The sequence below is a fragment of the Candidatus Brocadia sinica JPN1 genome, assembly GCF_000949635.1.
GTDB lineage: Bacteria > Planctomycetota > Brocadiia > Brocadiales > Brocadiaceae > Brocadia > Brocadia sinica.
Genome location: NZ_BAFN01000001.1, coordinates 2,718,904 through 2,742,143, shown reverse-complemented (window position 1 = coordinate 2,742,143; position 23,240 = coordinate 2,718,904). Strand labels below are relative to the sequence as shown.

Sequence of the window (23,240 nt, the reverse complement as noted above, 5' to 3'; positions counted from 1 at the left end):
AGTGTAAATAATTACTGATTTTTCTCGGCCTTAATGACGTTATTCTTCCGCAATCCCTCATTTTTTGTACAAAGATTTTCAAGTCTGGCAATTGTATCATGAAGCTTACTATCCTCCGTAACATCTTGTTTCAGATAATCCTTTATCCGATCAATCATCGATATGGCAAAATCTATTTTGGGGTTGCCCCCTTTTGCATATGCCCCGATATTAATCATATCCTCAGATTCTTTATATGTGGCATATACTGTTTTTAGCTGATTGGCTGCTTTTCTGTGTTCTGACGTTATAATGTCGTCCATACACCTGCTAACACTTTCCAGGATGTCGATCGCAGGAAAATGGTTTTGATTGGCCAGCATTCTCGACAACACGATATGTCCATCAAGAATGCCTCTGACAGCATCAGCAATAGGTTCATTCATATCATCACCATCTACTAACACAGTATATAACCCTGTAATGCTTCCTCTTGATCCGGTTCCAGACCTTTCCAAAAGCTTTGGTAACAAGGCAAAGACAGAAGGTGTATAGCCTTTGGATGTTGGAGGTTCTCCAATCGCTAACCCTACTTCTCTCTGTGCATTTGCAAAACGCGTAACAGAATCCACCAATAACATTACCTGCATTCCCTGATCTCTGAAATACTCAGCAACAGTAGAAGCAATATAAGCGCCTTTTACTCGCAATAAAGCCGGTTTATCAGAAGTAACAGAGACTACCACAGACTTTTTTAGACCTTCCTCACCGAGGCTTTTTTCAATAAATTCACGAACCTCTCTACCTCGTTCACCAATGAGGGCGATCACATTTACATCTGCTTCAGAATTTCTTGCGATCATACCCATCAGCGTACTCTTTCCCACACCACTCCCTGCAAATATACCCAACCGCTGCCCTTTTCCGCAGGTAAATAATCCATCTAACACTCGTATTCCAGTCCTTAGTGGTTCCTTTATCCTGCTTCTTTTTAATGGATCAGGCGGAGAATTATAAATGGAACGATACTCTTCCATCTTTATCATCCCCTTTCCGTCTATTGGTTCACCAAGTCCTCCGATAACTCGCCCCATGAGATCCATTCCTACTTTTATCATCAAAGGAGACCCTGACGCCACAACTTTTGCCCCTGGACTGATTCTATCTAATTCACCGATGGGCATCAGAAGTATTTTTTTCGCCTTAAAGCCCACTACTTCCGCGGGCACTGGCGCATGCCCATTATTTAAGTGAACATAGCACAAATCTCCTATTGGAACGGATGGGCCATTTGATTCAATCACCAGACCTGCAACATGAACCACCCTGCCTGTGTATTTGAACGGAACAACGGCAGATAATCTTTTTTGATAGCGTGCAAAATCAATGCACTGTTGGCTCATTACTATTTCCCAAAAAAGCCTTCAAAATTTCTTCCCAACGCGTCTCTATCTGACTCTCCACACTTCCAAAATTTGTTTCTACGATACAACCACCAGATGCAATCGTACTGTCTTCCACCACCTTTATGCTCTGATCCATTATTTTCGTTTCTTCCAGCGTATTTATTTTTCTAAGATCATCAGGAGAAAGCCGAACAGCAACAATCTTCTTCTCACCGACACTAGAAAGTGCTTCCTTCACTATATGTTTTACAACATGAATACCGTTCGTATTAATTTCGTATCCCACGATTTTTTTTGATATAGTTAAAATAAGTTTGATGATCTCGGTTTCACTCTCTTGCCATATTTTCTTTCTTATATCTGTTAGCTGTTTTACCGCATCCCGGAATAGCGTCACCAACGACCCATATTCGTTTCTTAGTTCTTCAATTTCCAATGCAAAGTCATGTTCAGCATTCAGCCTTCCCTTTTCATATGCCTCTTCCTTCACCGCTTCAAGTTCCTTTAATCTGTTCTCTTCCTCTTTCCTTTTTTTTTCATTTTCCTTCTCTTCCATTTCCTGTTTTATCTCATAGTCCTCTGGAGAAGATTTTTTTTGATTGGCAGTGGATTGTAAAATATAAATACCTTTCACATCAGGCGATAGATATACCTTTTTGTTTTTCATACAAATTTATCAGCACCCCCCTTAGCGCCCTTCTTTTTCAAAATAGCTTCCCCTTTTGCTTCAAGTCGTTTTACCGCCTCAACAATCTGCTGCTGTGCAGATTCCACTTCAGATAAGAGCCTCGGCCCTAAGAGATCCTTGACTTCCCTGACTGAGTCTCCAACACGTTTGGACATATTGCTGAAGAATTTTTTCTCAACCTCTGGATTGGCAGTTTTTAGCGCCAGTGCAATCACATTATTGTCTATCTCTGTAAGAATTTTTCTTAGAGCTTCGTCCTGGACATTAACAACATCTTCAAAGGTAAACAGTAATTTTTTAATCTCATCTGCAAGCTCTGGGTTCTTGTAGCTTATTTGATCAATTACGTTTTTATCAGCAGATCCATCCATACTGCCAATAATTTCCGAAGCGAATTTATATTTTTTCTTTGCTGGCGTCTTTCGGCGACGATCATCACTTTTTATTTTTGATACAACAACTTCATTTACTTGCAGCAGCAGCTTTGTAGGGGGCGGTTCCATCGTAGCAATTCTCATAATGATCTCTGATTGAAACTCCGTAGGGAATTGCGACAAAACCTTCGCAGCACGCTGTGAATCAACATACGACAGCACAAGTGCAATCGTTTGCGGATGTTCACCTGCAAGAATACGTATTACATCCTCATCGCTGGCCTCACGGAGCGCAGAAAAAGGTGTAGGGAATATAGTCCCTTCCTGAACACTTGTTATGATTTCTTCACTTTTTTGTACTCCTATGGCCTTTTCAAGAAGTTTTTTGAAAGAATTGTTGTCATATTTGACGATCCTTTCATTTGACTTTAATTCTTCAGATAAATCATAGAGTACCCTTTCGACAAGTTCTTTTTCAACACGTTCAATATCTGACATTGCCGCAGTAACAGCCGCAATTTGCTCTTCGTTAAATTCCTTAATTACCTCCGCAGCAGTATCAGCGTCAAGGGTTGATAACAAGATTGCTACTTTTTGAATTCCTGTTAAATTTATAGTATTCATTTATTCTCTAACCGCGAGATCTGCAGTTATCCATTTTTTTAACGAATTGGCAGTTAAACTCGGGTCTTTTCGTACATTCTGAATAATTTGTGAACGTAATTTTGAATGCCTTGCCTCACTATCTTTTTCTTCTTCCTCATATGTATTTTCTTCTGCCGGCATGTTCGCATTCTTCGCACGTGTTTTTATAATGTTGTTCTGAGCATCTTGAGCTACAACAGTATTTGTCTTTCTGAGTTTTTTCATACTCCTCAGCATAAACATCAGAAAGGCTAATACGGTAATCGCAAGTGACCCATTCTTTGCCATTTTTAATATAAATTCTTTTTGTTGTTCTTTTTTTATTGAAGCCTCTTCTTGTTCATAAGATGGTTCATAAAATTGCACATTTTGTATTTCAAAACCATCATTACGATTACCGGATTCATCGATCCCAATTGCCTGTTTTACAAGCCCTGCAATTCTTGTCAAATCATCTTTATTTCTGGGAATATAAATTTTTTGAACTTTTCCATCCCCGGATTTTTGCTCTTCGTACATACCATCCACAAGCACCGCCACAGATAAGCGTTTCAGGTTCGCACCGTGGTCGGCAATAATACGTTCCGTTTTACTCAACTCATATTGAGTTTGCGCAGTCTCTTCTTCCTCCGATGACCCTACGGACTGAATAATCCCCGACTGGGAAAGATTGAGATTGGCCTGCATCCCTGGCACACCACCGCCCGAAAAAGGCGCACCACCAGATACCCTTGTCGTTACGGTCTGGACCTTGGGTACTCTGCGTTCAGGATCATATTCAACCAGTTTTTCATCTACATGTTTAAAATCCAACTCTGCACTTACACGCACAACAGACTTACCGGCTCCAACAATCCTGTCCAACAGATCCTGGGCCTTGGCAACAAAATACTCCTCAATCTTTTTCTTAACTTCTAACTGGTCATTACTCACACCCGCATTTGACAACGATGATTCTTTCTTCGAAAGCAGATTCCCACGTGTATCAGCAATAGTAACATTTTCTGGTTTGAGCCCCTCAACGCTTGAACTGACAAGATGGGTAATACTGACTACCTGCTCAGGCTTTAAAATACCACCACTCTTCGTTTTTAACTTTAAAATTACGGAGGCCGTCGGTTGTTTTTCATCCTCTACAAAAAGAGAAGCCTCCGGCAAAGCTATGTGTACTTGTGCCCATTCTACGTAATCTAAATGTCTGATTGTTTTTGCAAGTTCTCCTTGAATCGCCCTGCGGTAATTCACCCTTTGTACGAAATCTGACGTGCCAAAACCCACTTTATCCAATAACTCATACCCAGATTCCTCCCGTGGCAATCCTTTACCTGCAAGTCTTAGCCTCACTTCATGTATCTTCTCAGAAGGAATTAAGATCGTAGACCCGCTCCCACTAATCTGGTAGGGAATGTTTTCCTCTTTAATGAAATCTATTATTTCTCCGCTTTCTCTTGGATTCAGTTCCCCGTAAAGCAAACCGAAATCAGGCTTCCTTGCCCATTGCGTTACTCCAATCATACTTCCTATAAACCCCATAGTCATCATAATCATAATAAATTTGTGGGAAAAGCTGATTCCATTCCAGATATTTCCGAATTGACTCATTACTTTCTTCAAATCAAAATTCATAGTCCTCTCTCTCCATATTTTCAAATCCCCTGATACGAGTTAGTTGTCTACGGAGAAAAAAGCAATTTTGGTACCAAGAAACACTATTAAGTTGCTCAAGACAAAATAGTCTTAACTTATTATTAAAATTGATATTACAGATTAACAACATACGACTCCATACAGATCAATTTAAATGACTACATGCGGAAGTCCACAATTCCAATACAATGCGCTAATCATCTGTATATTATTTTAACAACCTTTATGAACAGGACGTTTGAATTGTTGGAAAGAATCAAAAATTATTTTGAAATGACATTCTACTATTGAAATATTGAGATCAGAATCTGGTTTTGAACCAATTGAAAAGAAGCTTATAAATCGAAGGGGTTTGTTCGAGATGTTCTTTCCTGGCATGTTGCCAATTTTTACAATACTACCTACATCTGCATGCGCATAACTTCTTTGTAAGTTTCCACAAGTTTGTTACGTGCTTCCATCATAAATTTAAAACTCACCTCCGCCTTTGCCATGGCGATCATGACCTCATGGACATTTTCTACTTTTCCGGTTGCAAGATTTTCAATACTTGCATTAGCCTTTGTTTGAAGGTCGTTTACTTCATTTATGAAACCGCTTAATGTTCTTTGAAATGAGGGACCTTGTTCCTGCTCATCAACCAAGCTAACAAGCTCCTTATTTGTCGGACTGGTTCCTTTATTTTTAATAGGTGAAATGTCCATTAATCTATCCTCTATTTTCCAATAATCGATAAGGCGCGGTTATTCATATCTTTTGATGAATTTATTACCGCAAGGTTTGCCTCATATGATCTTGTTGCTGTGACAAGATCTACCATCTCCATCATAACACTCACGTTGGGCATCTCCACAAAACCTTTTGCATCTGCCTTGGGATGACCAGGAATATACACCCTATTAAACGGTTCTGTACTTTTCAAAATTCTTTGAACTTTCACACCACCCAATCTCTCTGCACCTTTAACATCGCTCTTCTGCATCGTCTTGTTAAGCACCGAGGAGAATTCCACTTGTTCTTTACGATATGGCCCCCCCTCAGGAGTATCGGTAGCATTTGCGTTTGCTATATTGTTAGCAATTACATTCATCCTTATCCGTTCAGCAGACAGTCCAGAACCACTAATATCAAATATGGAAAGCATACTATCTATTCCCATTTCATTACTCCTTTAAATTCGAGAATTTTCAATTGCCGATTTTAACGACTCCATCTTTTTTGCCAGCAATTGCGTATAAATATTGTATGAAAGGGTATTTTTCATTAAAGAAGAAACTTCTTTATCCATATCTACGTTATTACCATCATTCCGCACGGTTCCATTTGCGTCTTCCTTTGAAAGAACAATCTTGGGCTGAAGGCTGTCGAATTTGTTCATAGAATTATCTTTTATCACTTTTTCAAGCTGTTCGGCAAAGCTTACCTCCATTTTTTTATAGCCGGGGGTATTGATATTTGCAATGTTGTTCGCAATAACCTTGTGTTTTATTGCTGAAACATCCAACATTTTTTCTAATAAATTAATACTTTTGTCTATGCCTGTAATCATATTAATTCTCCTGAATTTGAGCAAAACAAATGCCACAATATTAGACCATTCCACAACACATGATCATTACCTAACTAGCACAATTGCAAGATCTTATATAACACACGAAAATACTTATTGAAAGCTAACAGGTAAAATATTCATTTCACACAGGAAATTATTTCCCTTTCCTGAGAAGATTTAGATTCTGCATCGTATCTGTTGAGTTTGTTTCGTAATGTCCTCGTCGTGATCTTAAGCAATTCCGCAGCCTTAGTTTTATTTCCACCCGTTTTTTCAAGTGTATTATAAATCAGGTCTTTCTCTACATCCTCAATGGCTTTTCCTGCTGTCAATGTACTTTCTGTTTGTTTTAGATCCTGATGAATAAAAAGACCAGTAAATTGCTCTCTTTGAAGTACCTCAGATGATCCCATAACTACAGATCTTTGTATGACATTTTTTAATTCTCTCACATTTCCCGGCCAATTGTATTGACACAGATAATCTAGCGTCTCCTTATCTACAGATTTTACTATAGCATCATTTTCTATACTGTACTTTTTGAGATAGTAGTCCACAAGCAGAGGAATATCCTCTCGTCGTTCCCTTAAAGACGGTAAATGGATAGGGACAACATTCAGACGATAAAAAAGGTCTTCACGAAAAGTACCTTTATGAATTTCATCCATTAGGTCCCTGTTTGTCGTTGCTACAATCCTTACGTCAATCTTTATAGTCTTTTCTCCCCCTACCCGCTCAAACTCTTCCTCTTCAAGAACCCTTAGTAATTTAGCCTGTATATTGGGTGATATTTCACTGATCTCATCAAGCAATAAAGTACCTTCATTCGCCAATTCAAAACGCCCTACGCGTTTTGAATTGGCGCCAGTATAAGCCCCACGTTCATGTCCGAAAAGTTCGCTTTCCAAAAGGGTTTCTGCCAGAGCGGCACAATTAACCCGAATAAAAGGCTTTTCGCATCGATGGCTATGATAGTGTATCGCACGTGCAACGAGTTCCTTTCCCGTACCACTTTCCCCTTGAATAAGAACACTTGCCTTGCTTTGCGCGATCTTTTTAATCTGTTCATATATCTGGGACATTCTGGAGTTTCGGCTAAAGACGGGATTCAATTTTTCGTCAATATTTGAGTTGGCTCTCCAATATTTATTCTCTATAATTAGTTTTTGACGCTCATTCACTCTGGAAATTAAACGTTCTATCTGATCAGGGGAAAATGGTTTAATGATGTAATCATACGCCCCTTTTTTCATTGCCTCTACTGCAGTCTCTATAGTTCCATAGGCTGTCATAAGAATTACAACGGTCTCGGGTGAAATAGCCTTTACCTTTTCGAGAACCTCCATACCGCACATTCCCGGCATTTTCATATCCAGAAAAATCAAATCGTATCCTTCCCTGCCAACCCTGGCTATCGCTTGTTGTCCATCACTTGCTGAAACAATATCATACCCACCTCTCGTCAACGTTTCACAAAGATATTCTCGACCCAATGTATCATCGTCTACAACCAATACCTTTTCTACACTCATATAATTCCCCTGTAGAATGTCAAAATCAAAAAAATAAACATACATCGTTTTCTTCAACAAGACCGTGACTTTATACAAGCTGCGGCACCAAAGCTTCGTTTTTCAGATTCGCATCATTGAAAATATCTGTATTGAAATTACCATTCCTTGGCAAGTTAATATAAAAAGTTGTCCCTTTGCCCTCCACGCTCTCAACATAAATCTTGCCGTTATGCGCCTCAATAATCCTGCTCACGATCGCCAATCCTAAACCAGTCCCTTCTTGTTTTGTCGTAAAAAACGGGTCAAAGATTTTATGAACAACTTCTTTCTCAATGCCAGCCCCTGTATCCCTTATCCCTACCTGGATACTCCCCTGTGCATCATCCTCTGCCAGGCGTGTAAATATCGTTAAACAACCCCCGCGCACCATGGACTGGATCGCATTAAAGCAGAGATTTAAAAAAGCCTGGTGCAATTTCTCGGGATCACATCGCAAGCAGTCTGTGTCAAAATTATATTCTTTCCGAATGAGAATGTTCGTAATGCCCTTTTGTTTCATATCCTCTGTCACAAAGAAAAGTGTCTTATTCAATATCTCAGAAATACTATTGTTCCTTAATTTCAGTCTGAGTGGACGGGCAAATATCAGCAGATCAGTCACCGACTTATTTAAATTCTTTGTACCCTGTATGATATTTTTTACCAGCTTCTTTCTTGGATCTGAATCCTCGAAGTCTCTTGCAAGCAAAGCGGAGAACCCCTCTATTCCGTTCAGAGGGTTACGAATTTCATGAGCAATACATGCAGCCATAGCGCCAACAGCGGCCAATTTATCTGCATTTCTCAGGCGCGTCTCCAGTTCCCTGATTTCTGACAAATCCCTAAATACCTCGACTGCACCTATCGTATTTTCATTTGCATCCCTAATCAGGGACACACTGCTTTCAATCCACTTCAACATCCCGTGATTTGTTTCTATCTTCCGTTCTACGTCTATACAATTCCTCCCTCTTTCAAGCGCTAATAGCAGTAACGGTATACTACCATCACTATTCTTGAAAATGAACTCAACTCTTTTTCCTATCGCTTCCGATACCTTTAAGTTTAATATTTTTTCTGCTGCCGTATTCAAAGTAGACACTTCACCTTTTAAATTCACCGCAATGACACCGCTGTGAATGCTGCTTAAAAGGCTGTTTAAATACTTAGTAAGACTATCTAACTCCTGCACCTTGTCCTTCAAACATCTATTCGTATGTGCCATTTCTCTGTCAATCTCTTTAACCCTACTTTGGAGCTGATTGTAAGCTTCCTCAAGACGCTGGGTATACTGATTAAACAGATGAAAGGCAGCAACAAGCTCGGTATCCCGATTTTTTGTGAATTCTTTTATAGATGCATTTTCCATCATTTTAATCTCGTCCTCTTCCCTTATCTCGATTCGTGGCCGTCTGATGCCGCAAGTAATGGATTATTGGTCAAAGTATTCTTCTCATACCAGGACTTCCACCAATGAATATCTTCTATATACCACTTTGCCTGTTCTATCAGATCACTGCCAGGGTATTGATTAACAAAACGCTGATATTCACCCAAGGCAACGTCGAGTTTTTTTATGTTCCTATAACAATTTGCGATCTGGTATTGAGACCAAATATACTGATCCAAAGAGATATCATCCGGAGTAAGTAATTTATACGTCTGCAATGCATTATCATACTCACATAATTTATAAAAACACTCTGCAAGATCAAATATACTCACATTCCCAATCACCTTCGATAACCGTTGATTTAAGTCATTATTTATATCCACTTCCGGATTTTTAACGGATAGCTGACCTGTCGGGTTACTGTTTTGTATGCTCGAATCTTTTGATGAATATATTGTTGCCAATACTGAGGATGTACCAACTATCGCAGACTTCTCATTGGGCTGCAAGCGGTCATTAATAAGACCATTACTGCCCGAAATAGATATCGATTCGTTCTCCTTTTTCACGTCTATTTCAGAATTTTTAACATTGTCTTTTTCTATCACGTCTTTTTTAATTTTTTATATTCATTTTCTAATTCTTGAAGTTTCTTTCTTTCAGCCTCAAGAATTGACATTATATTTTCTATACACTGCTCCGTTTTAGGGTTCGATGGTGATTTCTCCGTTTCCAGACCATTCGTAGCAGTATCTTCTTTTTCTACTTTAACAGGTCTTAGTAATGGTCTTTCAATGTCACTACTTATTTCTGTTTTTGTATACACTTTTTCCGATGATACAGGAGAAATATTTATTTTCTGAGAAGCACTATTTTCATTTTCTCCCAAAAGAGAAGACATACATCCCAAAATAATCCCAATATAGAGAAATCCTTTCATTGCTATCATAAAATCACCCTGATTATTGCCCAAATTGTTAGTTTCAAAATACTACATCATCGTCAATAGGAATAAGAGCAAGCGTTGTGCCACGACTAGGAAAGTCACAAAAAATATCTAGATATTTAGATATAAATGATTAGTAGAAAGGATTGAAAAAATCTTAACTTATATAAAAAAAACAGATTAAGCACAAGCGATATTGAATTGTTTTGAAAAAGAAGATTATTGCTTATTATCTCGTATTATTAGTTTCATAGTTAATCAGCGTACACTTAAACGATAAAATATCGACATCTCTTGACATATCAGTTGAAAATGAATACAAGAACAGAAAACAAAATTAGTCGTATGGGATATGTTTTTTCGAAGGTGTGTACTATTTTAAATAGTTTCTTTCTCTATGCTTTATTGCAGGGAATTTCAAATAATTCTAAACTAAAACGGGAATCTAATGCAATTTTACTTTTACTACATATGTTCCACATTACAGGTCTTTGTACCTGAGGAATCATTTATATCCCACGTCTCCTGAATGGTATCTTCGCTACTGCCTAAACTCATCCGGTATGCCTTTATTGCCTGTTCCAACTTTCCCATATCTCTATAACACTCACCTATACGATTATATGCATATTGTCGTATCTTTTTTTCATTACTCGTTTTTAATAACTCAATATAACTGTTTATTGCTTCTGTATATTTTTTGTCATGCAGAAGCGCATCAGACATCCCAATCATACCTTCAGCGGCCAGTTCACTGTGAGGATACTGTCTCACGAAACTATCAAATGCATTATATGCCAGCCAATAATCCCCTTTATCAAAATAGCACTTTCCTATTTCGAATAACATTTTACTGGCATAATCATCATCGGGATATCCTTGTATTCCCTCGCGAAATGTCTTTATTGCAGACTCCGGCATACTCATTGCTTTTAAGCTTTTTCCCATACAATACATTCCGTAGGGAATCTTTTTGCTTTTAGGATAAGCCTCAACTGTTTTTCTGAATATTTGAAATGCACCCAGGTAATTGTCCTGTTTGTAAAAACAATCACCAAGCAAATAACTGACATTTTCTACAAATTCTTCTCCCTTCTGGTTCATTAAAAAATTACCGAAAACATTTCCAGCATCCTGATATTCATTCAATAAATATAGACAATTGCCAATTTGATATTCAATTTCCGCACTCATTTGATCTGAATAATATTTCCATCTCGTCTTTAAAAACAATTGTATTGCTTTTCTATAATCTCCCATCTGGACGTATGTTTTTGCCATATTAAATTGAGCTCTGGTGGTGACAGTATCTTCAGTGGCAAACTCGCGAATAATCTTTTCATAGACATCTAATGCTTTATGATAAAGACCTTGTTCCGCCAGAGAGTCTCCTACGGACAAGAGTGCATCACCAACTAAGGGATCTTTTGGATAACTATACATAAATTGGAAATATGCCCGCCTTGCACTTTCCGGATCCTTTAAACTGTCATAGCAACGGCCTATTTTGAATAACGACTCCTTGGCCTGGGGACTTTCTCTATATTTTCCCACGATAATCTGGTATTCTTGTAATGCAAGAAAATTAAAACCCAGTTCATAATAATAATTCCCTAATTCGAAATATGCCTTTACAACCCTACGATCATTAGGATATTTTATCTGTGCCTTTTGATACAGATGGATGCTCTTATCCCTATAATACTCAAAGGCCGTGTCGACATTGAGTTTCGCCAAAGAGGTAACAAATATGGAATCTTCATTTTGAACAAATTCCAAACCTCGCATTCCCAGTACCATCTCTAATATATCTTGTACAGGACTTTTCTGAATTGAAATATTTACATAAGAAGATAAGTTGGAAAGGTCTACTTCATCGTCCACAATAATACTCTTGCCTAAACTGGCTGATAATGCCTGCAACACGTCTGCTATCTTTACTTGAGTTGCATCAATTGAATACACAGGGACACCATACTCCCCTAGTTCTTTTGTTAACACAATATTCTCATTCGGATTAATCACGATTGGAGTCTGGCCTATTGATTTACTTTTGATCAGTTCGCCAATTTGAAACTGAACATTTTGATCCTGTTCATTCTCGTCTTTGCCTGTTTCGAGTATTTGCAACTGCATCTGAAGCTTTTCCAAATTACGCTTCTCAGCGTCTAATTTCTCATGGACATCAAATGGAGTATTTATGCTTTCATCCCCCTGTACAAGAGAAAAGGTAAATACTGTCAGAAAACTGTAGGCAATTAACAATATCTTAAAAGACAAATTTTTCTTCATCTTTAAATTAGGAACCTAGGAACTTTATAACAATAATGGCAAGGCGCATCGTGCCACTACTTAGTTGGTTTTAAATTTATAACTGTGAATTGAGTAACTTATTTCAGGGCCAGCGGCCGGTCCGAGTAACCAGGTCCTCCAGCAGCTACTTTACGAAGTCGTTCGGCTTCTTGCATATAATACTCTGCAATTTTATAATAAGAGTCCACAACTGTTAGTTTGTCGTCATCGGAACAACATTTCCCCTCTTGTGCTACAATCGAATAGAGTGTTTTCCGCGCCTTTTTATATTCTCCCAATGCGGCATAACATTCTCCTGTTTTTAACCGGCTTTTAAACTGATACGAACTATTAATGTAGTCACTGTTTAATGTCTGAAACACCTTTAATGCCTCCTCATATCTTTCAGACAATAAATAGCAATCCCCTAAACGATACATCACAAAATCTTCGTTTACAAAGGGTATTGATTTATCCAAACCTTTTTCATAAAAAGCCGCAGCGCTTTCATAATTTCCCTGTTCGTACAATCTATTGGCCTCGATTACATATTTCGAGTTATCAACTGCACCTGACATGCCCTTTAAATTCAATGATTCCACTTCTTTTTTTTGATTTGAAAATGAATCTTCATTGTTTTTTCCTTTCCCTGGAGAGAGGTTTTTTTTTGATGGTCTCCATCACCTTTTCTTCCACAATGCGCCCAATATCTTTATTCCCCCCTTCAATCCAATCCCTCTGGAGTAAGAATAAAAAGCAAATCGCCCCCAAGATTGCCAGGTTCACAGATATTGAAATTCCATATTGCCGAAACAATAAAATTATTCGAGTAATATCTACCCTCGGCATGGAGAATTTCTTTCCTTCCGATTTCGTACTAATCTCGTTCAATACTGCCGGAGTCTGCTCACCAATTTCCGCTCTGGACTGAGGTTCATCCTGTTGAATCAAATCGGACATATTTGTACCTATCTTATCAGTGCCAGTCAAAATCTTTAACTAAAACAATCATTCGACCATAAAAACATTTTCTCTAGTTTTCCAACTTGTGATCCGATACTCACAAAAGCCGCATCTTCACTCTCAAATATCTCAATAATTTTCAGTATGCCAGTAACATCAAATAAGTTTTTTATGTGTTCACTCACATGGACCAATTTCAAACCTCTTTGTTTATCCCCGAAAAGTTTTACATAAAACGCCATTATACCCAGTGCCCTTGCCGATAGATATCTTGTATTCTCGAGATCAAGTATAACATAACGGGCATCATCACTCAATTCCTTAAAAAGAGTTTCAAGTTCATCTATCCCCTCATAAACTAAATCCCCTGCTGGTACCAATATTGTAGCTTTCTCTTTTTCTTGTCTCTCAATTTTCATTGCAGGTTACTCGCTTTGCCATATGAACAGCGGTCCCCATTTCTTTAGAGGATTGTATCATCATTCTATCCATTAAATTCTTCATAAGAAATATCCCTCTCCCACTCTTCTTTGTTAACTCTTTGTATACTGTTACATCCGGTTCTCTATAGTTCTGTATATCAAATCCACAACCCTGATCACAAATCTCTATAATAACTTCATCCCCTAATTTCGAAAATTTCAACAAAACCTCCCCCACCTCATCCGTTTTATATGCAAAAGACGCCACGTTTAAAACAGCCTCATTAATGGATGCGACAATTTGATATCTCTTAAAATTATCCTCCACAATCGACGATAATTTTCTATCAAAATGTTCTATCATTTTTCCATAATTATGAATAGGTATTGGAAGGGATATCACCTCTTCCCAAGCGGTGTCTGCCTTACACTCAAGGCTCGAAACCATCACAGCGATGCCTTTTTCTTCGGCAACTTGCTTATCGAGTTCTCTGATCTGAAGTTTAATATCTTTTGCCATATCTTCACACCCGGCCGTACTCGCATCGAATATCACGTCCCTGAGCCTATCGAGAGCGATTATTTCATTTCTCAGACCATTCGACAACGGTCCACTGCATATCAAAATTAATTTGCTACCAGATACGAAAGGTACAGAACTTTCCACAATCATCATTCCCGGAAACAAATTTAAAGAAAAAGGGGCTGATCCTAACATCTTTACTTCTTTTGTGGGCAGACATAGAATACCTGTTAGCTCTTCCCCATACGTTGCATAGGAAAGAATTTGCCTTTGTATATCCAAAAAGGCGCAAAATAATGCCACAGGAAACCGCTGTAAAATATTCTTACAAAGATACAAATTAATCTCCTTTAGTAAAGAAGCAGGAGATTTATCCTTTTTTATCACATTACGGAAGATTGTTTTCATCATAACATCAAAATTATTTGTATTTACCTCATATGAGACACTTCCAAACAGAAGCACATTTAATTTCCCTAATTCAAGAAAATCATACAGTATATGATTTGCATTTCCTGCCGTATCCTTTGCAAGGAAACAGGTGCGTGGTTGTCTGCATGGATTGTTGTATTTAATTTTCAATCCTCCGCTACCCCTGCCATCTCCAGCATTATTTTTTGAAATTGAAGAATCGTACAAAACCCTATGAATGACACTTTTAATATGCTCAATTTTAAACGGTTTTGTCAGAAAATCTGACACACCGATGTGCATGGCTTCGATTACTGTTTCTATTGAGCCATATGCCGTGATAATAATAGATTTAACATCCGGACGTATCTTTTTTATCTCGGAAATTAATTGTAACCCACCCATAGCAGGCATTCTCAAATCGCTGATCACTAAATCATAATTAGCTTTCCTGATAAATTCCAGCGCTTTGACACCGTCACTGGTATTATCTACATTATAGCCTTCTTCCATCAGTGCTTCCTGGAGAGCCCATCGTAGCGTTTCTTCGTCATCTACCAACAAAATCTTTTTTTTCATGCCCGTACCATACCGGTAAACGCATAGAAATAATAAACGTAAACACTTTTCTTCAATTTAAATGCAAATATGCAACCCTGTTACTTAAATCGTCTAATTTATGACGGACTAAGGCCATATTCTTTTATTTTATTGTATAAAGTAGTCCTGTTGATACCTAATATCTTGGCCGCCTCGGTTCTCCGCCAGGAAGTCTCATTGAGAACCCTCTGGATATGTTGCCTTTCAATATTTGCCAACGAACGAGCATTTAGTTCCTTATCGCTTTCTCCACTCCCATGCATGTCATTATTATCAATTGTATTTCTTCTTGAATCGACGGTAACACCTAATTCAGGTTGCAATGTACCATTGCTCGAAATCAAGACAGCTCGCTCAATTACATTTTTTAACTCGCGAATATTTCCGGGCCACTGGTATTCCAAAAGCAATCTTTCTGTTTCTGGAGGTATGTGATGAACATTTTTGTTAAATTCGTTATTATATTTATGCACAAAATGTTTCACTAAAAGCATGATATCATCCTTCCTCTCACTTAATGGAGGAACATAGATCGGCAACACCTTCAACCTATAATAAAGGTCTTTTCTAAAATTACCCGATTCCACCTCCTCTTCCAAATTCCGGTTGGTTGACGCAATTACCCTGACATCAATTTTGATATCGTTAATCCCACCAACTCTCTTAAATTGTCTCTCTTGCAGGATTCTCAGAAGTTTCGCTTGTAAGGCAATACCCATCTCGCCTATTTCATCCAAAAAAATAGTTCCTTTATCAGCAACTTCAAACAAGCCCGGCTTGCCAGTCGTAGTAGCACCTGTAAAGGAGCCCTTTTCATATCCAAATAATTCTGCTTCAAGCAGACTCTCTGTCAAAGCAGCGCAATTAATATCTACAAAACGACCATTCTTCCGCGAGCTTAAATGATGAATAGCCCGAGCAACAAGTTCCTTCCCTGTACCACTTTCTCCCTGTATTAGTACCGTTGTTGATGGACTCTTTGACACCTGTTTAATAAGGCTATACACCTCTTTCATTTGCTGACTATTCCCGATTATCACACCACCAGGCTCATCAGCAAAAGTCCACTGCTGTGCCCGTAATTCTAACACTTCCCTCCTCAATGCCTGGGTACCCAAGGCCTTTTCGATAACCACTTTTAAGTGTTCTGTTTTGAAAGGCTTTTCCAAATAATCATAAGCCCCTATCTTCATTGCCTCGACTGCTGAGTCAACACTTCCATACCCCGTCATAACAATGATCAAGGCATTAGGATCTTTCGTTTTTACCTTTTCAAGGAGTTCTATTCCATCCATGTTGGGCAACCTCAAATCCAACAGCACCAGGTCAGGCAGAAACTCATTTATCTTCTCTAATGCCTGCACACACGTTTCGGCGACAACAACCTCATATCCTTGCCCCTCCAAAAACTCTTTCATTGAAAACCGAATCGTTTCCTCATCGTCCACAATAAGAATTATTGCCTTCGATGACATTTCCCCCCCCTTTTTACAGAAAACAACCTATCAGATATATACAAAAATGTTTAATTTCTAAACACATATTCGAGCAGGTTATCATAATAGGTTGAACAATTCAACACTTTATCATCGATAAATATTTTTATTGTCTTAAGGCAAACAATATGCCAGTTTGTCTATTTGTTCTCAACATCTTTTTTTGACTGAAGCCGTGCAATCATATCTTTTACATGTGAACTTTCTTTCGTATTCTTAGTGTATTTCAGGCAATGCCGATATTGCTCCATGGCGTTTGATACGTCGCCCTTAGTTTCATACGCTGCAGCGAGTGTCAATCTTGTCTCATAATCTGCTGGATTCATGCCTAATACCTGTTTAAAGACATTAATAGCCAATTCGGTTTTACCCTCTCGTTTATATAATACCCCTAACTGTTTATAGTATTTTATGTGATTCATGCGATATCCCCGGATTGCCCGATTATAAACCTCTATTGCGTTATCAATTTTTCCCGCCGCACTATAAACATTGGCGAGTTCATAAAAGGGGTCTATGCCTAAAAAAGACAAATATCTGATATCCGCCTCGCTATCGGGATTAAACAGATTTATTACCTCTTCACCTTCTTCAATCAAACTATCTTGCATCTCTTGATGTCCCAAATAGTGTAAAAATAAGGCGCAGTGAATTAGAAATGACTCTGGCATCAGTGAAGAAAGATTTTTTAATCTATCTGACGTCTCTTCATAAGTTAAATTTCCCTGTTGATAGCTACTTCGTATATAGTCAATTTCCTTTTGTACATTTGCGCCTTTGCAAACATTAACGATTTGCTGTGAGAGATATTCCATCATCTCCGGAATTTTTTCCTTCGATTCGCATTCACCTACTAGAGCGCTTGACGTCTCTTTAGCCTTCACATCAATAACTTCAATATCTGCCCGAAACTTTTCCCCAAACTGATTAAGAGACCCTTTAACCACAAAATCCGCTTTCAACCTTTCTGCAACTCGAATGATTACCTTCGAATCAACCTTGGCAAACAAATCAACAATATTTGCCCTGGGTAACGCGGCTTCCACATTCACATCTTCAATTTTAATAAAGTTGTACAGCACGGCCTCTTTCACGAACTCATAGGTGCGCTCTTGTTCTGTCACGGCAAAATATCCAGAACGAATCAATTCGCTCCGTATTACTTCTTCGATTCCCTGAATAAGACAATTTAAATCCTGATTGTTTTTAAGAGGAAAAATAACAACTTTCGACTTTCGGTCATTTCCGTGGACAACAGTTACCACAACAACAAAAAAAACAACCAGCAATGCTAGTAATTTTTGATATATTTTCCAACCCATTCTTATAATCGCCAAAAGTTATTATCGAATAAGACATCCTCAACACAAATTAAAAAAGCCTGTCCATTTGTATAATATTGAAATACAAATGGACAGGCTTTTAAGGCCACTATAAATGCCTAAAACTCAAGGTTAAAATGCTGAAAAAAATCTGCAATTTACTCCATCTTTGCGTATTTTGATACATATTTTTCGCAAACATTTTGGACATCTACCCTCGTACGCTGTTTCCTCCTTGTTAGCGTAAATCCGTGTATATACCTGACAGCAATCAAATTTAACCCCTATAAATCGCTTACGGATTCTTTGCATATCTGCCGTTTTATCGTTCAACATAAATCATGCCTCTTGCTTTTTAACACTAAAAACATCTGCAACCTTCTTCGCTACCTGTTCGATCACCTCTGGCTGGTCATAGAAACCATTTTCTAATTTTATTTTAACTTCCTTCATCTTTGCTGCCCTTACATCATGCATTTCACTCACACTGGCCTTGAGACTCGCAATCGTCTTCTCAAGGTTCCTTGCTTCTTTGGAGATATCCACTGAATCAAATTTCACTTTAGCAGAGCGTTCGTCCTTTTCTACCTTTGCATGTGGCCGATTTATCTCAATACGGTTTATATTAGCAACTCCTTGGTGTAAAGAGGTTTTGGAAACATCTTCTATTGGCATTTGAAATCTCCCGGTTAATAAATACCTTACCCGTAATATCTGGAATGATAATAAATTCTCAAGGTGTATCCGTCAACTAATTTCCAGTTTATTTCTTCACAGGTAACAATCACTAACTATTTATCTTTAATATATCGGCATGTTTTTTAAAAAATTTAACTTTTTTTAATTACTTTGTTGAATTAAATACACATATTATTTAGGATGATTTTATTAAAATTAGATTGATCTATCTAAAAAACAAGTACCATTAATTGTAGTTTTATAGGTTTATCCGCATCTGTGTAGTTGACTACATACAATACTTATTTAGAAAAAGGTTTACTTTTTTATTTTATCATAATTTAAGGAAAAAAGGTAACAGGGTATTTTCTCACGGTTTGACATATTATGGAATGGATTATAATAATCATATTGCTTCTCTTCAATGGACTGTTTTCATGTATTGAAATGGCCTTCGCTTCTTCCAATGTCCCGTTTTTACGAGATATGGCCTCTAAGGGTAATGTTGCTGCCAAGAAATTCATTATCTTAAGAACACGTCCAGATAGAACCTTTGCCGTAATCCAGATAGGCATTACATTAATCGGAACGTTATCAGCGGCGGTCGGGGGCGTAGAAGTAAAAGAATCTATACTTCCATATCTCAATAGACTTTTGGGAGTTTCTGGAACAACCGCTGAAATTATCGGAATCGCACTCTTTGTCATCCCATTTACTTTTTTTACTGTTGTCATCGGTGAGCTAATACCCAAAGCCATTGCAATTCGTTACCCCGAAGAGGTCTCTTTGGCCTCCAGTCACATGTTAACGATTTTGACAAAGATCGCTACGCCTGTTGTCCATATCCTTGAGCAATCAACACTGCAATTTCTTTCCCAGATAGGTATTCGCCATATTCCTTCTTCTGAAGAAGGAATATCAGAACTATCTCTAAAATCACTACATCCTTTTCATAGGGATTACATTTTGAACTTATTTGCACTACGCTTCAAAAAGGCATCAGAAGTAATGCTCCCCTTCTCCAAGGTGATTGCGATTCGTAGTTCTATGAGCAAGGAAGAAATCTTAAAGGTCATCATTGATTGTGGACATACAAGACTTCCCGTCCTGCTGAATGAAGCTGAACCACAGGTAATCGGAATTCTTCATACAAAAGAATTCGTAGCTATGATGGATACCAAAATAGAATTTTCCTTAGCTAACTTGCTCCGTAAACCTTATTTTGTAGATGATAACGAATCCATTCTTAGAATACTCAAAAATTTTCAAGGAAATCGCGTTCACATGGCCATTGTACGCGAGAGTACCAAGATTATAGGTATTATAACATTGGAAGATATTTTAGAAGAAGTCGTAGGAGAAATCTATGATGAGGATGACGATGGCATAGTTAAAAAAATATGGAGACAGCGAATCAGCACAAGAAGGTACTAAACAAAGCACAAATTTTCAATATATTCAGTATTATCACCATTATCACACCTGAAACAAACCCGCCTTTTTTGCGGTGAAACCTATCTTTTCAAGGAAAGTATTAAAACGGAACGGTTTAGGGATAACAGGAACCTTGCTCTTTTCAATAAATGCCCTAAATTCCGGAGAAAGAGTATCCCCAGTCATCAAAATCACCTTCTCCCTCAAGGTCGGCATATAGCCCATCATCCATTCATAAAATTGGATTCCGGATATTTCACCAGGCATTTTCAAATCCATAACAACGATATCAAATCGATCCTCCTGGATAGCCTGCATTGCATCTTTTGCGCTGGATACTGATGTTACATGGCAACCTTTTGCCATTAATAATTCACTGCAAGACTCTGCAATACCTACCTCGTCTTCTACCAGCAGTAAACGTAAACCATATAAATTATAATCCCCCTTTACTGGAAGTTTGATCTCTTTGCTCGTCTGTACCTTGATAGGAAGCGTAACGGTAAAAATAGCGCCTCTCTGCCAATTCCTGCCGACAATTGTTCCTCCATGTTCTTTTATAATGCCATAACTTACCGCCAAACCCAGGCCAGTACCTTTTCCCACTTCTTTCGTAGTATAAAAAGGAGTAAACAACTTTTCCGGCTCAAGAATGCCAGGTCCGTCGTCCTCAAATTCTATTACGATCTTATCCCCCCTCTGGAGCGTACGAATAGCCAGACTCCCCCTCCCATGCGCACTTTTCATAGCATCATAAGCGTTATTAATGAGATTTATAAAAACCTGCATAAGCTGCACCCGATCGGCCATCGTCCTGGGCAATGATTGAGAAAACAATTGTTCCACTTCAATATTATTGACTCTGAAGTCATTGATCTTTAATTCAAGGGCATTCTTTAAAACCTCGTTAATACAGATATATTGCCCCTTCCTGACGGATTTTCGTTTCGTTGCAAAGGTAAGTAGATTTTCCACAATACGGGTACAACGCTGGGAGGCATCTATAATATGTCTCAATCGATTGGTTGCACTCTTTGATAAATTATCACACATCAATATAAGCTCGCTGAAATTCAATATAATTGACAGGGGATTATTCAGTTCATGGGCCACCCCGGAAATCATTGTCCCAACGCTGCTCATCTTTTCGGCCTGGATAAGTTGTTCCTTTAATATCTTCTGCTCAGTAATGTCATAACCGAACAAGTTAATATTCGAGATGGTATTCCACTCGTCTTTCAGATAGGTCACAATCCATAAAATATCCCGAACCTTCTGGTTCCTTGAGGCAAAAGGTATCTCGATCTGCTCTCCCTTGTTTCCACTAAAGAGCATCTGTATATCATCGGACAATTCTTCTGCCTTGTCCTGAGGAATAAAAACGTCGACGATAGATTTTCCAATGACCTCATCTAATGTGTAGCCAAACCTCTTCTCTATGGCACGGTTCACAAACACAATCTCTCCCTTCAAGGTAATGGTAACCACATACACGTTCGTGTTTTGTATCAAGGCATCCAGAAATTTTCTTTGATTGTACATTTCTTTTTCGGTTTCACTTAACTTCAGCGTTTTTTCTTTTAGCAAACCCTTTAAACGCCTCTGATATTCAAATATTCTTTTTTCCAATATACGTCGTTCTGTCACATCGCGAACAAAGGCTCTGACCAGGTAATCGTTAAGAATGGTATCGTATTGTATGGAACAAATTATTTCCGCGTCCAGTCGTTTGCCATCTTTTGTCAATAAGGTCATAACCAAATTATTATCCTTCCGGGAATTGACTGACGTGTCGTATTGCTTCTTAATAATAGTTCCATGCTCGTCAGCAACGAGATCAAACAAATACATCGAGGTCATTTCTTTCGCACTATACCCAAGTATCTCCAGCCCCATCTTATTTACGTGCAAAAACCTTCCGTGACTATCCATCTTAAATATAATCTCTGGGGCATTCTCGACCAGGTCCCTGTATTTCTCTTCCGACGCAGTAAGACTATCCAGCAGCATGGCATTCATCAGCGTAACCGTAATTTGCGCTGACACCTGACCTATAAGGTTACTATGGGTTTCAGAAAAATGGGCACGATGTTTACTGAGAATATTTATACAACCAATTAAAGCATTATTAATAAAGAGCGGGTAGACCATGTAAGATGTGATGCCGTCGTTCACTATGTCTTTTTCATCCTCACTCCCATTTTTGCATACTTCATTTCTAATAATGATCTTACTGGACTTTGACACCTCATTAAAAAGAAAACTTTCCAGGGTTGTTTTCAATTCGGTGCCTCTCTGAAAATTGTGTACATTTTGCTCTAAATCAAATAAGTACATATAATATTCACCCGAAGGTTCAATTCTCGATACTAAACTGAAGTAATCAAAGTTAATAATCTTTCTGAGTTCAAGGCATAACGCATTACAAAAATCCTTGTAACTCATGTGAGAGAGTACTAAGCGATTGATATTCAGGATGGTCTCCCGCTCCTGCTCCATCCTTTTCAACATACGATCAGTGTCAATTTTCCGGAATACCCTTCTCAATACATCATCAAGATTCCCCCAATGAATTGGCCTCGTAATATAATCAAAAAGTCCCAGGCATGACATCCTCATTTGTAATGCAATATCAATCTTGCTTTCCTTTGTTATTGGCACTACCGCTGTGTGAGGATAATATTTTTTCATGATTTGAACAGCCACTATCTGTTTATCCGGATCTCGATCCACGTCTACCAAAACTACATCGAAACCATTTCTACTCTCCGGTATCTTGTGTAAATCTCTCTCGTCATAAACAAAAGAAACATCAAAGCCATTCTGCGTAAAATAATCTCGAAAAGATGTATATTCTGCATCTTTACCGCCTAAAGAAATAACAAGGAACCTTTTGGTTATTACTTCATTTATCAT

Annotated in this window: 21 protein-coding genes; 1 reads left to right on the top strand and 20 read right to left on the bottom strand. The window is 38.2% G+C overall.

What is annotated here, in order from left to right:
* Nucleotides 1-11: 11 nt before the first annotated feature.
* The 19 genes from fliI to BROSI_RS12355 all read right to left on the bottom strand — a co-directional run bounded on the left by fliI (nucleotide 12) and on the right by BROSI_RS12355 (nucleotide 18,887).
* On the bottom strand, nucleotides 12-1,382 hold the full coding sequence (gene fliI, locus BROSI_RS12450) for a flagellar protein export ATPase FliI (RefSeq protein WP_052564119.1): 1,371 nt from the start codon (nucleotides 1,380-1,382) through the stop codon (nucleotides 12-14).
* Nucleotides 1,363-2,052, bottom strand: coding sequence for a FliH/SctL family protein (locus BROSI_RS12445; RefSeq protein ID WP_052564118.1), 690 nt, complete (start codon nucleotides 2,050-2,052; stop codon nucleotides 1,363-1,365). The genes fliI and BROSI_RS12445 overlap by 20 nt, the downstream gene beginning before the upstream one ends.
* A complete protein-coding gene (gene fliG, locus BROSI_RS12440) occupies nucleotides 2,049-3,071 on the bottom strand; it encodes a flagellar motor switch protein FliG (RefSeq protein WP_052564117.1) in 1,023 nt (340 codons plus the stop codon). Before fliG ends, BROSI_RS12445 begins: the two co-directional genes overlap by 4 nt.
* Nucleotides 3,072-4,718, bottom strand: coding sequence for a flagellar basal-body MS-ring/collar protein FliF (fliF, locus tag BROSI_RS12435; protein ID WP_052564116.1), 1,647 nt, complete (start codon nucleotides 4,716-4,718; stop codon nucleotides 3,072-3,074). It abuts the gene before it with no gap.
* A 422-nt stretch (nucleotides 4,719-5,140) separates the two neighbouring features.
* On the bottom strand, nucleotides 5,141-5,443 hold the full coding sequence (gene fliE, locus BROSI_RS12430) for a flagellar hook-basal body complex protein FliE (protein WP_082059200.1): 303 nt from the start codon (nucleotides 5,441-5,443) through the stop codon (nucleotides 5,141-5,143).
* A gap of 11 nt (nucleotides 5,444-5,454) precedes the next feature.
* On the bottom strand, nucleotides 5,455-5,898 hold the full coding sequence (flgC, locus tag BROSI_RS12425; protein ID WP_052564115.1) for a flagellar basal body rod protein FlgC: 444 nt from the start codon (nucleotides 5,896-5,898) through the stop codon (nucleotides 5,455-5,457).
* A gap of 12 nt (nucleotides 5,899-5,910) precedes the next feature.
* Entirely contained in the window at nucleotides 5,911-6,288 is a 378-nt protein-coding gene (gene flgB / locus BROSI_RS12420) for a flagellar basal body rod protein FlgB (protein WP_052564114.1), read from the bottom strand.
* Nucleotides 6,289-6,428: 140 nt separating this feature from the next.
* Nucleotides 6,429-7,823: a sigma-54-dependent transcriptional regulator gene (locus BROSI_RS12415; RefSeq protein ID WP_052565815.1), complete on the bottom strand. Its 1,395-nt coding sequence runs from the start codon at nucleotides 7,821-7,823 to the stop codon at nucleotides 6,429-6,431.
* 70 nt (nucleotides 7,824-7,893) lie between these two features.
* Nucleotides 7,894-9,216: a two-component system sensor histidine kinase NtrB gene (locus BROSI_RS12410; RefSeq protein ID WP_052564113.1), complete on the bottom strand. Its 1,323-nt coding sequence runs from the start codon at nucleotides 9,214-9,216 to the stop codon at nucleotides 7,894-7,896.
* Between the two features lie 20 nt (nucleotides 9,217-9,236).
* Nucleotides 9,237-9,845: a tetratricopeptide repeat protein gene (locus tag BROSI_RS12405; protein WP_052564112.1), complete on the bottom strand. Its 609-nt coding sequence runs from the start codon at nucleotides 9,843-9,845 to the stop codon at nucleotides 9,237-9,239.
* Complete coding sequence (locus BROSI_RS12400; RefSeq protein WP_052564111.1) at nucleotides 9,842-10,186, bottom strand: hypothetical protein; 345 nt, start codon at nucleotides 10,184-10,186, stop codon at nucleotides 9,842-9,844. Before BROSI_RS12400 ends, BROSI_RS12405 begins: the two co-directional genes overlap by 4 nt.
* 462 nt (nucleotides 10,187-10,648) lie before the next feature.
* Nucleotides 10,649-12,475: a tetratricopeptide repeat protein gene (locus BROSI_RS12395; protein ID WP_052564110.1), complete on the bottom strand. Its 1,827-nt coding sequence runs from the start codon at nucleotides 12,473-12,475 to the stop codon at nucleotides 10,649-10,651.
* 98 nt (nucleotides 12,476-12,573) lie between these two features.
* The gene (locus tag BROSI_RS12390) at nucleotides 12,574-13,077 is read right to left on the bottom strand and encodes a tetratricopeptide repeat protein (protein WP_157842515.1); all 504 of its coding nucleotides are present in this window, start codon (nucleotides 13,075-13,077) and stop codon (nucleotides 12,574-12,576) included.
* A gap of 28 nt (nucleotides 13,078-13,105) precedes the next feature.
* On the bottom strand, nucleotides 13,106-13,435 hold the full coding sequence (locus BROSI_RS12385) for a hypothetical protein (protein ID WP_052564108.1): 330 nt from the start codon (nucleotides 13,433-13,435) through the stop codon (nucleotides 13,106-13,108).
* Nucleotides 13,436-13,470: 35 nt separating this feature from the next.
* On the bottom strand, nucleotides 13,471-13,857 hold the full coding sequence (locus BROSI_RS12380; RefSeq protein WP_052564107.1) for an STAS domain-containing protein: 387 nt from the start codon (nucleotides 13,855-13,857) through the stop codon (nucleotides 13,471-13,473).
* A complete protein-coding gene (locus BROSI_RS12375) occupies nucleotides 13,847-15,373 on the bottom strand; it encodes a response regulator (protein WP_052564106.1) in 1,527 nt (508 codons plus the stop codon). The genes BROSI_RS12380 and BROSI_RS12375 overlap by 11 nt, the downstream gene beginning before the upstream one ends.
* A 98-nt stretch (nucleotides 15,374-15,471) precedes the next feature.
* Nucleotides 15,472-16,869 (bottom strand): sigma-54-dependent transcriptional regulator, encoded by a 1,398-nt coding sequence (locus BROSI_RS12370; RefSeq protein WP_052564105.1) that lies wholly within the window; start codon nucleotides 16,867-16,869, stop codon nucleotides 15,472-15,474.
* Between the two features lie 161 nt (nucleotides 16,870-17,030).
* Entirely contained in the window at nucleotides 17,031-18,212 is a 1,182-nt protein-coding gene (locus tag BROSI_RS12365) for a tetratricopeptide repeat protein (protein WP_052564104.1), read from the bottom strand.
* 339 nt (nucleotides 18,213-18,551) lie between these two features.
* Nucleotides 18,552-18,887: a flagellar biosynthesis anti-sigma factor FlgM gene (locus BROSI_RS12355; protein WP_052564103.1), complete on the bottom strand. Its 336-nt coding sequence runs from the start codon at nucleotides 18,885-18,887 to the stop codon at nucleotides 18,552-18,554.
* A 390-nt stretch (nucleotides 18,888-19,277) separates the two neighbouring features.
* Between BROSI_RS12355 and BROSI_RS12350 the strand changes: the two genes are divergently transcribed.
* Entirely contained in the window at nucleotides 19,278-20,324 is a 1,047-nt protein-coding gene (locus BROSI_RS12350) for a hemolysin family protein (RefSeq protein WP_052564102.1), read from the top strand.
* Between the two features lie 42 nt (nucleotides 20,325-20,366).
* Here BROSI_RS12350 and BROSI_RS12345 read toward each other — a convergent pair whose 3' ends face one another.
* The gene (locus BROSI_RS12345) at nucleotides 20,367-23,240 is read right to left on the bottom strand and encodes a hybrid sensor histidine kinase/response regulator (RefSeq protein WP_052564101.1); all 2,874 of its coding nucleotides are present in this window, start codon (nucleotides 23,238-23,240) and stop codon (nucleotides 20,367-20,369) included.

Excerpts from the sequence above, each read along its gene's own strand:
- BROSI_RS12350 (WP_052564102.1), top strand. The coding sequence starts at position 19,278 with ATGGAATGGATTATAATAATCATATTGCTTCTCTTCAATGGACTGTTT.
- BROSI_RS12375 (WP_052564106.1), bottom strand. The coding sequence starts at position 15,373 with ATGAAAAAAAAGATTTTGTTGGTAGATGACGAAGAAACGCTACGATGG.
- flgC (WP_052564115.1), bottom strand. The coding sequence starts at position 5,898 with ATGGGAATAGATAGTATGCTTTCCATATTTGATATTAGTGGTTCTGGA.
- BROSI_RS12385 (WP_052564108.1), bottom strand. The coding sequence starts at position 13,435 with ATGTCCGATTTGATTCAACAGGATGAACCTCAGTCCAGAGCGGAAATT.
- fliI (WP_052564119.1), bottom strand. The coding sequence starts at position 1,382 with ATGAGCCAACAGTGCATTGATTTTGCACGCTATCAAAAAAGATTATCT.
- BROSI_RS12365 (WP_052564104.1), bottom strand. The coding sequence starts at position 18,212 with ATGGGTTGGAAAATATATCAAAAATTACTAGCATTGCTGGTTGTTTTT.
- BROSI_RS12355 (WP_052564103.1), bottom strand. The coding sequence starts at position 18,887 with ATGCCAATAGAAGATGTTTCCAAAACCTCTTTACACCAAGGAGTTGCT.
- fliF (WP_052564116.1), bottom strand. The coding sequence starts at position 4,718 with ATGAATTTTGATTTGAAGAAAGTAATGAGTCAATTCGGAAATATCTGG.
- BROSI_RS12370 (WP_052564105.1), bottom strand. The coding sequence starts at position 16,869 with ATGTCATCGAAGGCAATAATTCTTATTGTGGACGATGAGGAAACGATT.
- BROSI_RS12345 (WP_052564101.1), bottom strand. The coding sequence starts at position 23,240 with ATGATAAATGAAGTAATAACCAAAAGGTTCCTTGTTATTTCTTTAGGC.
- BROSI_RS12415 (WP_052565815.1), bottom strand. The coding sequence starts at position 7,823 with ATGAGTGTAGAAAAGGTATTGGTTGTAGACGATGATACATTGGGTCGA.
- BROSI_RS12395 (WP_052564110.1), bottom strand. The coding sequence starts at position 12,475 with ATGAAGAAAAATTTGTCTTTTAAGATATTGTTAATTGCCTACAGTTTT.
- fliG (WP_052564117.1), bottom strand. The coding sequence starts at position 3,071 with ATGAATACTATAAATTTAACAGGAATTCAAAAAGTAGCAATCTTGTTA.
- BROSI_RS12445 (WP_052564118.1), bottom strand. The coding sequence starts at position 2,052 with ATGAAAAACAAAAAGGTATATCTATCGCCTGATGTGAAAGGTATTTAT.
- BROSI_RS12410 (WP_052564113.1), bottom strand. The coding sequence starts at position 9,216 with ATGATGGAAAATGCATCTATAAAAGAATTCACAAAAAATCGGGATACC.
- BROSI_RS12380 (WP_052564107.1), bottom strand. The coding sequence starts at position 13,857 with ATGAAAATTGAGAGACAAGAAAAAGAGAAAGCTACAATATTGGTACCA.
- BROSI_RS12400 (WP_052564111.1), bottom strand. The coding sequence starts at position 10,186 with ATGATAGCAATGAAAGGATTTCTCTATATTGGGATTATTTTGGGATGT.
- flgB (WP_052564114.1), bottom strand. The coding sequence starts at position 6,288 with ATGATTACAGGCATAGACAAAAGTATTAATTTATTAGAAAAAATGTTG.
- fliE (WP_082059200.1), bottom strand. The coding sequence starts at position 5,443 with ATGGACATTTCACCTATTAAAAATAAAGGAACCAGTCCGACAAATAAG.